A 9,276-nucleotide genomic window follows, 5' to 3' on the forward strand; every position below is an offset into this window, starting at 1 on the left:
TCGCTACCCGCTATGAAAAGACCGATCAAAGCTACCGAGCAATGATCAATCTTGCCGCGCTCAGAATTGCTCTGCGGTAAATGTCCACAGGCCTTAGTTTGACGGCTGTTGTGTGAGTCCGCAACGGCGTCGTGTCCAGAACGGCAGCTTTTGACGAAAAATCATTGAATGCTGCCACTCCAACGCCGGGAGAGGCTCCCCCCCCCAGCGCCAAAATCAGTCCATTTCCCAGGCGCGTTCGCCGTGGCTGGTGATGTCGAGGCCTTCGCGTTCCTCGTCCTCAGTCACGCGCATCGGGATGACCATCGAGACCATCAGCGCGCAGACGACGGTGGCAAAGGCGCTCCATAGTGCGATGATGCCGACGCCAGCGATCTGGGCGACGAGTTGGCGGGCGAGGTCCATGCCTTGGGCATAGCCGGTGCCGCCGAATGATTCCGAGATAAACACGGCCAGCAGGACAGAGCCGAGCATCCCGCCGACGCCGTGGACGGCGAAGACGTCGAGCGAATCGTCGATTTCGAGGCGCTTTTTCACGATCTGGATCATCGGGTAGCAGACGACAGTGGCAAGGGCTCCGAAGAGCATGGCGGCACCGGGCGCGATGTATCCGGCGGCGGGGGTGACGATGGCGAGGCCCGCGATGGCTCCGGTGGCGAAGCCGACCGAGGTGGGTTTGCCGACCGCGAACTTTTCGATCACCAACCACACCAGCGCGGCCACGCAGGCGGCGACATGGGTGTTGATGATGGCCGAGGCAGCATCATCGTTGGCCGCCAGCGCCGAGCCGCCGTTGAAGCCGAACCAGCCGACCCACAGCAGCGCTGCGCCAGCCATCGTGAGCGAGGGGCTGTGCGGGAGCATCAGCGTTTTGGGGAAGCCCGCGCGCTTGCCCAGCAGCATTGCGACGACCAGTGCCGAAATGCCGGCGGTGGTGTGGACGACGATGCCGCCCGCAAAGTCCAGCGTGCCGAACTTGGTGGAGAGCCAGCCGCCGCCCCAGACCCAGTGGGCCGCAGGGGCATAGACGATCAGGCCCCACAGCGCGCAGAACCCGACGACCCAGCCGAAGCGGGCGCGATCTACCCATGCGCCGACCATCAGGGCCGGGGTGATCAGGGCAAAGCACATCTGGAACAGCACGAAGGCGCTTTCCGGGATGGTGGTATTGGCGCGTACGTTGCCGAGGTTGAGCAGCATCCAGGCGTTGCCGCTGCCGAGCCAGCCGCCTGCAACGTCTCCGAACGCCAGCGTATAGCCGACCATGATCCACAGGACCGAGGCCACGGCGGCAATCGCTCCGACCTGCACCAGCACGGCCAGAAAGCCCTTGGCGCGGACGAGGCCGCCGTAGAACAGCGTGAGGCCGGGCATGGCCATCATCAGCACGAAAGCGGAGGAGACCAGAATCCACGCGGTGTCGCCGGTATCGGCCACGTCTTCTACGCTGACCGTTTCAAGGCTGTTCTGGCCCAGCGCCAGCGCTGGCACAAGCAGGGCAAATAGCGCGACGAATGCCGCCATCACGTTTCGCATCAACAGAACTCCCTCTCGCCCGGCGCTTTAGAGCAACTTTGCAGCACCGCACAAGCGCGGGGGTGATCGATTATTGTGCGAAACGGGGACGGGCTTACACGAGGCCTTCGAGCACCTGATCGGGGGGGCGGTGGCCATCGGCCCAGAAGCGGATGTTGGCCACGACCTTCTCGCCCGAGGCTTGCCGCCCTTCGAACGTGGCGCTGCCCATGTGCGGCAGGATGGCGACGTTGTGATGGGCGAGCAGGCGGGCGTCGACCTGCGGTTCATGCTCGAACACATCAAGGCCGGCACCGCCGATGCGCCCTTCGACGAGGGCTGCGATCAGGGCCTCCTCCTCTACCAGCTGGCCGCGCGCTGTGTTTACCAGATAGGCCTCAGGCTTCATCATGGCGATGCGGCGGGCGTCGATCAGGTGGTGCGTTTCGGGGGTGGCGGGGCAGTGGAGGGTGAGGATGTCGGCCTCTGCCACCAGTGTATCGAGATCCTCGACATAGCGTGCGCCGAACATCGTTTCGAGCGCTTCGGGCAGGCGGTGGCGGCTGTGGTAGGCGATGGTGAGGCCAAAGGCGCGGGCGCGGTGGGCTACGGCCTGGCCGATGCGGCCCATGCCGACGATCGCCAGCGTCTTTCCGGCGAGGCGGTGGCCGAGCATGGTGGAAGGCGCCCAGCCTTCCCACTTGCCTGCACGCAAGGTACGGCCGCCGTAGTTGAGGCGGCGGCTGACGGAGATGATCAGGGCGATGGCCATGTCCGCCGTGTCGTCGGTAAAGACGCCGGGGGTGTTGGTGACCATGATCTTGCGCGCGCGGGCGGCGGCGAGATCAATGTGTTCGATGCCTGCCCCGAAGTTGGCGATGAGGCCGAGTTGCGGCCCCGCTTGCGCGACCAGGTCTGTGTCGATGCGGTCGGTCACCGTGGGGACGAGGACGTGCGCGCTCTGCATCGCGGCGACCAGTTCTTCGCGGGTGAGCGGGTGGTCATCTGTGCTGAGCGTGACGTCGAAGAGTTCGACCATGCGCGCTTCGGTTTCTGGGAGCAGGCGGCGCGTGACGACGACGCGGGGTTTTCCTTCGACGCGGCGGGCGGTGCGATAGTCGGCGGAGCTAGGCATGGGGTGGACGCTAGGCCGGGCAGGGGCGGGCGGTCAAGCGCCGGGCTATTCTGTCATGGTGGACAGCCATGCGCGGGGTGTTGCCCTTAGCGCGCAATTTTGCGACGGATTGGCGATGATCAAGCAGATTGCATTCACTCTTGCCTTTGCGCTGTCGGCCGTGCCGGTGACGGCGCAAGGTGCGGACGATGGCGTACCCTACTGGGTCTCCACGGCCAAGGACACCGCCAACATGCGCGTGGGGCCGGGCCGCGAGTATCGCATCAACTGGACCTATGTGCGCAAGGGTGTGCCTTTGAAGGTGTTGCGCGTGATGGGCAGTTGGCGCCTTATCGAAGACCCGGAAGGCGCGCGGGGGTGGATCCTTTCGCAGTTCCTTACGCGGGCGCGTGCGGGGATCGTCAAGGGTAGCATAACGGGGCTACGCGAGAACAAGGACGGCAGCGGGCGCGTGCTTTGGCGTGTGGCGCCCGGTGTCATCGGCCAGATTGGCGAGTGTGAGGCAGGCTGGTGCGTGTTCGACGTGAGCGGGCGGAAAGGCTATGTCCGCGCGGCCAGCGTTTGGGGCGGCGAGGCCCCATGAGTCTCACGAATTAAGCCTCACGAAAAATCCCCCGACCTTGCGGGCGGGGGATCGTTTCGACTTACATTCGTAGGCGAATCAGACAAGTTCGATGGCCAGTGCCGTGGCTTCACCGCCGCCGATGCAGAGGCTGGCGACACCCTTGGTCTTGCCATGCTTTTTCAGCGCGGCGAGCAGGGTGGTGACGATGCGGGTGCCCGATGCGCCGATGGGGTGACCAAGGGCGGTGGCGCCGCCGTTGACGTTGATCTTTTCGTGTGGGATGCCGAGATCGTGCATCGCGAACATGGCGACGCAGGCGAAGGCTTCGTTAACTTCGAACAGATCGACATCGGCGATGGACCAGCCAGCCTTTTCCAGAACCTTGTTGATCGCGCCGACCGGGGCGGTGGTGAAGTCCTTCGGTTCCTGCGCGTGAGCAGCAAGCGCGACGATCTTTGCGACCGGCGTCAGGCTCGATGCCTTGGCAACGCTTTCACGTGCGAGGACAACAGCTGCTGCGCCATCCGAGATTGACGATGAAGTGGCAGCGGTGATCGTGCCGTCCTTGGCGAAGGCGGGCTTGAGCGACGGGATCTTGTCCGGGCGGCCCTTGCCGGGGGCTTCGTCGGTATCGACAGTGACTTCACCGGCGCGGGTCTTGAACGTGACCGGGGCGATTTCATCTTTGAAGGTGCCGTCATTGACCGCCGCCTGCGCACGACGGAGCGATTCGACTGTGTAGGTGTCCTGCTGTTCGCGGGTCAATTGATAGGCGTTGGCGGTGTCCTGCGCGAAGGTGCCCATCGCGCGGCCCGCTTCGTAAGCATCTTCAAGGCCATCGAGGAACATGTGATCATAGGCCGTGTCATGACCGATGCGCGCGCCTGAACGGTGCTTTTTGAGCAGGTAGGGGGCGTTGGTCATCGATTCCATCCCGCCTGCGACGATCACGTCCACGCTGCCCGACGCGAGTGCCTCTGCGCCCATGATGATCGTCTGCATACCCGAACCGCAGACCTTGTTGACCGTGGTGGCCTGCACCGATTTGGGCAGGCCTGCCTTGATCGCAGCCTGACGGGCAGGGGCCTGTCCGAGACCCGCAGGAAGTACGCAGCCCATATAGATGCGCTCGATGCTGTCTGGCGCAACACCGGCACGCTCGACCGCAGCCTTGACGGCGGTGGCACCGAGATCAGTGGCGGCGACATCGGCCAGCGTGCCTTGCATTGCGCCCATTGGGGTGCGCGCATAGGACAGGATTACGACCGGATCGGATGCGGAGAACTGGGCCATGGCTTGACTGCCTCTCTACGTTGAGTGCTTGATGTGCGCCTGTCGCGACGCGTTGTAGATGGCTACTTAGTGTTGCAGTGCAGCGAAAGCAAATGGGGCGTAGGAGAGGCAGTGACGGATTTCCTCGGAGCTTTGCTGCCATTCTGGCTGCAGATTGTGGGCGCGGCCGTGCTCGGCGCGATTGTCGGGAGCTTTCTGGGGGCAGCATTGGTGCGGCTGCCGGAGAAGCGTTCTGTCGTCACCGGCAGATCGGCTTGCGATGGTTGCGGACGGGCGCTTACCATCGCGGAATTGATTCCGGTGCTGTCATGGCTGGCGCAGCGCGGAAAGTGTCGGACGTGTGGTGGACCGATCGGGGGCTGGCAATTGGCCTGCGAACTGGGAGGCGCAGCGATTGCAATCGGTGCGGTTTGGCTGGCCGATGCGGGGCTGACGCTCGCCGCCATGCTGATGGGCTGGCAATTGTTGCTGCTGGCTTTGCTGGATTTGCGCCATTTGTGGCTGCCACGCGTGTTGGTGGGCTGGCTGGCGGCAAGCGGCATCGCGGTGGTTGCTGCACAAGCATGGGCAGTGGGGAGCTTTGATCCCATCCTTGTATCCTTGACGGGTGGCGCATTGGGCTTTGGGCTGCTGTGGCTGGTCGCCAAGGTCTACCTCAAAAGCCGGGGCAGGGAGGGCATGGGCGCGGGCGATCCGCCGCTGCTGGGGGCTATCGGTCTGTGGCTGGGGCCGCTGGGCGTGGTGGAGGTCATGCTTGGCGCAAGCATTCTGGGCATTCTGGCGGCTATTGTCATGCTTGTAAGCAAGCGTAGTATCGCTGCAGACACAGCGCTGCCGCTGGGAACCTGCATTGCCGCTACGGCATGGCCGCTGTTCCTTCTGCAAGGGCTGGGATAGACGATTCGTTTGGGGGAAAGCCAATGTTCAAGGAAACCAGCCGCGATGAAATGCTGGTGTTGCTGGAGCGTCAGCGCGCAGCGTTCACTATGGCCCGGCCCGAACCGCTTTCCATCCGCAATGACCGTCTCGAACGCTGTGCAAGGCTGCTGCTTGAACATGGCGAGGCTTTGGCCAAGGCGATGAGCGCGGACTTCGGCCATCGCAGCCATGAACAATCGATGCTGACCGATGTGATGCCTGCACTGGGCATGATCCGCTATTCGCAGAAGAATATGAAGCGCTGGGCCAAGGCTGAAAAGCGCCATGCCAACTTCCCGCTGAGCCTGCTGGGCGCGCGGGCCGAGGTGCGTTACGAACCCAAGGGCGTGATTGGCGTGGTTGCGCCGTGGAACTTCCCTGTCGGCCTGACCTTGGCTCCGCTGGCGCAGGCCTTTGCGGCAGGCAACCGTGCGCTGCTGAAGCCGAGCGAGTTTACCGAACGCACATCTGAACTGATGGCAGAGCTTTTTGCCAAGCATTTTGGCGAGGATGAAGTGGCGGTGGTGCTGGGCGGGCCGCAGACGGGGCAGGATTTCTGTTCGCTGCCGTTCGATCACCTGTTGTTCACGGGCGCGACCTCTATCGGCAAGCACGTGCTTCATGCAGCGGCTGACAATCTGGTGCCGGTGACTTTGGAACTGGGCGGAAAATCCCCCACGATCCTTGGCCGTGATGCCGACGTGGAACGCGCGGCTGAGCGTATTGCGCTGGGCAAGATGATGAACGCCGGGCAAATATGCTTGGCACCGGACTATATGCTGGTGCCCGAGGATATGGAGCATAAGGCCATCGGGGCGATCCAATCCTGCGTGGGTCAGATGTATCCGACGCTGCTGGCCAACGATGACTACACCTCGGTCATCAATCGCCGCCATCGGGACCGGTTGACCGGCTTGGTTGACGATGCCGTGGCCAAGGGGGCGGAGGCCATTGTCATCAATCCCGGCAACGAGAACTTTGAAGGATCAAACGGCAACAAGATGCCGCTGACGATCCTGCGCAATGTGAACGACGACATGAAGGTCATGCAGGACGAAATTTTCGGGCCGATCCTGCCGGTGAAGACTTATCGCGCGATTGGTGAAGCCATCGACTACATCAACGCGCATGATCGTCCGTTGGGGCTGTATTACTTTGGCGAGGACGCGGGTGAGCGTGAGCAGGTGCTGACCCGGACGATTTCGGGCGGAGTTACCGTGAACGATGTTATTTTTCATGTCTCGGCCGATGATCTGCCGTTTGGCGGAATCGGACCTTCGGGCATGGGCAGCTATCACGGCGTCGAAGGTTTCCGCGCGTTCAGCCATGGTCGCGCTATCTATAAGCAGCCAAAGATAAATGTGGCGAAACTGGCGGGGTTGAGGCCACCTTATGGTGCCGCGACGGCGCGTACGCTGAAGATGCAGTTAAAGTAAGCAAGGCATACGATCCCGCAGGTGGGCTGTTGAGGGCCTGCATCATCGGAATCGGGTGAAAAGGACGGGCAAATCTGCCCTTGGTGCGGCGCACACCACTTGCGCGATGGCGAAGGCGGGACTAGGGCGCAGGCGAACCTTGCAGCTACGCGAGTCAGCCCTTTGGTCGACCAAACTTCATACTTGGCTCAATACCTGCCGATCCTGATCTTCCTTGGGATCGCGTTGGCGCTTTCGTCCGCATTCGTGTTTCTGCCGATGGGCGTGGCGCGGCTTACCGGCGCGCACAACCCGAACGCCGAAAAGCTCAGCGAGTATGAATGCGGCTTCCCCGCGTTTGAAGACCCGCGCAGCCAGTTCGACGTCCGTTTTTACCTCGTGGCAATCCTCTTCATCATTTTCGATCTTGAAGCGGCCTTCCTGTTTCCTTGGGCCGTCAGCCTTGGTGAAACCGGTTGGGCTGGTTGGACCACAATGATGATCTTCCTTGGCGAACTGGTGATTGGCTTCATCTACGCCTGGAAGAAGGGAGCGCTGGATTGGGAATGAGCAACATGGCCACTTCTTCGCTCGTCAATCCCGCTGGGATCGCTGGTAATCAAGGTGCGCTCGTCGCGCCCGATCAGGCGTTTTTCGAAAGCCTCAATGCCGAGGTGAATGACAAGGGTTTCCTCGTCACCAGCACCGAGGACTTGTTCCAGTGGGCGCGTACCGGTTCGCTGTGGTGGATGACCTTCGGGCTTGCCTGCTGCGCGGTGGAAATGATCCACGTGAACATGCCGCGTTACGATATGGAGCGTTTTGGCGCTGCGCCGCGCGCTTCTCCGCGCCAGTCGGACGTGATGATCGTGGCCGGTACGCTGTGCAACAAGATGGCCCCTGCGCTGCGCAAGGTCTATGACCAGATGTCCGACCCCAAGTACGTGATCTCGATGGGATCGTGTGCCAATGGCGGTGGCTATTATCACTACAGCTACAGCGTCGTGCGTGGGTGTGATCGCATCGTGCCGGTCGATATCTATGTCCCCGGTTGCCCGCCGACCGCCGAGGCGCTGCTCTATGGCGTGATGCAGTTGCAGCGGAAGATCCGCCGCGTCGGCACGATTGAGCGCTGAGGAGGGCTGGGTAATGACGGTTCTCCACTCCGCTCCAAAGATCGCAAGCCACGAAGGCGTCGGTGACGCAATTCACGCCACACTGGGCGCAAAAATGCTCGATGGCCGCGAAGAGCACGGCGAGTTGATCTTCTACGTTGAGCGCGACTCTCTGGAAGAGTCGCTGCGTCTTCTGCGCGATAACCACGAATACCAGCAGCTCATGGACATCGTGGGCGTCGACTACCCGCAGCGGCCTGAGCGTTTCGACGTCTGCTATTGCCTGCTGTCGCTGACCAGGAACCATCGCATCGTGGTGAAAGTCACGACCGACGAGGTTGCGCCGGTGCCGACTGTGACCACGCTGTGGCCCAACGCCGGTTGGTATGAGCGTGAAGTCTATGACATGTTCGGCGTGCTGTTTGCGGGGAATCCCGATCTGCGCCGCATCCTGACCGACTATGGCTTTCAGGGACACCCGTTCCGCAAGGACTTCCCGCTGACGGGCTATGTCGAACTGCGCTATTCCGAAGAAGACAAGCGCGTGGTCTATGAACCGGTGCAACTGGCGCAGGATCTGCGGCAGTTTGATTTCATGAGCCCGTGGGAAGGCGCGGATTACGTGCTGCCGGGCGATGAGAAGGCGGAGGTACCGCCCGCGCCCGCGCCAGCGCCTGTGGCGACGCCCAAGACGACCGACAGCAAGGCCGATACCGGCGCTGGTGAAAAAGCGAATGCCGAAGCGGCAAAGGCTACGCCGTCCGCGGATTCAGCCAAGGACGCGCCTGCCGCGCCTGAGCCGACCGAGGATCGTCCGGCGAAGAAGCCGCGCAAGAAAAAGACCGATGGAGACGGCGCATGAGCCTCTCGCTTGAACAGTCGCCGACCACTGGCGATGAAGTCATCACCAACTACACGATCAACTTTGGGCCACAGCACCCGGCGGCGCACGGCGTGTTGCGCATGGTCATGGAGCTGGACGGCGAGATTATCGAGCGGATCGATCCGCATGTCGGCCTGCTGCACCGCGGCACCGAAAAACTGATCGAGCACAAGACCTATCTGCAGGCGCTGCCGTACTTTGACCGGCTGGACTACTGCTCGCCGCTGGCGATGGAGCATTCTTATGTGCTGGCGGTGGAAAAGCTGCTGAACATCGAGGTTCCGCTGCGGGCGCAGTATCTGCGCGTGCTGTTTGCGGAGCTGACGCGCATCTGCAACCACATGCTCAACCTTGGTTCACATGTGATGGACGTCGGCGCGATGACGCCGAACCTGTGGATGTTCGAAGTGCGCGAGGACTGCCTCAACTTCTTCGAA

At 62.3% G+C, this 9,276-nt stretch carries 9 protein-coding genes and 1 pseudogene; 7 read left to right on the forward strand and 3 right to left on the reverse strand.

The features are described from left to right. Nucleotides 1-216: 216 nt before the first annotated feature. Nucleotides 217-1,536, reverse strand: coding sequence for an ammonium transporter (locus tag B7X90_RS16785; RefSeq protein WP_292626380.1), 1,320 nt, complete (start codon nt 1,534-1,536; stop codon nt 217-219). A 94-nt stretch (nt 1,537-1,630) separates the two neighbouring features. Beyond that, nucleotides 1,631-2,650: a D-glycerate dehydrogenase gene (locus tag B7X90_RS16790; protein ID WP_292626382.1), complete on the reverse strand. Its 1,020-nt coding sequence runs from the start codon at nt 2,648-2,650 to the stop codon at nt 1,631-1,633. Nucleotides 2,651-2,765: 115 nt separating this feature from the next. Here B7X90_RS16790 and B7X90_RS16795 point away from each other — a divergent pair, with 115 nt between their 5' ends. Then, a complete protein-coding gene (locus tag B7X90_RS16795) occupies nt 2,766-3,233 on the forward strand; it encodes an SH3 domain-containing protein (RefSeq protein ID WP_292626383.1) in 468 nt (155 codons plus the stop codon). Nucleotides 3,234-3,311: 78 nt separating this feature from the next. On the opposite strand, the gene B7X90_RS16800 is transcribed toward B7X90_RS16795, so the two are convergent. After that, nucleotides 3,312-4,508 (reverse strand): acetyl-CoA C-acyltransferase, encoded by a 1,197-nt coding sequence (locus tag B7X90_RS16800; protein WP_292626385.1) that lies wholly within the window; start codon nt 4,506-4,508, stop codon nt 3,312-3,314. A gap of 111 nt (nt 4,509-4,619) precedes the next feature. Here B7X90_RS16800 and B7X90_RS16805 point away from each other — a divergent pair, with 111 nt between their 5' ends. From B7X90_RS16805 to B7X90_RS16830, 6 genes and pseudogenes are all read left to right on the forward strand, one after another. Next, complete coding sequence (locus B7X90_RS16805; protein WP_292626387.1) at nt 4,620-5,405, forward strand: A24 family peptidase; 786 nt, start codon at nt 4,620-4,622, stop codon at nt 5,403-5,405. A gap of 23 nt (nt 5,406-5,428) precedes the next feature. Continuing rightward, nucleotides 5,429-6,862, forward strand: coding sequence for a coniferyl aldehyde dehydrogenase (locus B7X90_RS16810; protein ID WP_292626390.1), 1,434 nt, complete (start codon nt 5,429-5,431; stop codon nt 6,860-6,862). A 162-nt stretch (nt 6,863-7,024) separates the two neighbouring features. Next, nucleotides 7,025-7,411, forward strand: a complete 387-nt coding sequence (locus B7X90_RS16815) for an NADH-quinone oxidoreductase subunit A (RefSeq protein ID WP_168851634.1) — start codon at nt 7,025-7,027, stop codon at nt 7,409-7,411. Between the two features lie 5 nt (nt 7,412-7,416). After that, entirely contained in the window at nt 7,417-7,977 is a 561-nt protein-coding gene (locus B7X90_RS16820) for an NADH-quinone oxidoreductase subunit B (RefSeq protein WP_292626395.1), read from the forward strand. Nucleotides 7,978-7,990: 13 nt separating this feature from the next. Further along, entirely contained in the window at nt 7,991-8,818 is an 828-nt protein-coding gene (locus B7X90_RS16825) for an NADH-quinone oxidoreductase subunit C (RefSeq protein ID WP_292626396.1), read from the forward strand. Beyond that, nucleotides 8,815-9,276: pseudogene (locus tag B7X90_RS16830) on the forward strand (NADH-quinone oxidoreductase subunit D); the annotation flags it as partial. The gene B7X90_RS16825 and the pseudogene B7X90_RS16830, both read left to right, overlap by 4 nt.

This window comes from Novosphingobium sp. 17-62-19, assembly GCF_002256775.1.
In the GTDB taxonomy this organism is placed as follows: domain Bacteria; phylum Pseudomonadota; class Alphaproteobacteria; order Sphingomonadales; family Sphingomonadaceae; genus Novosphingobium.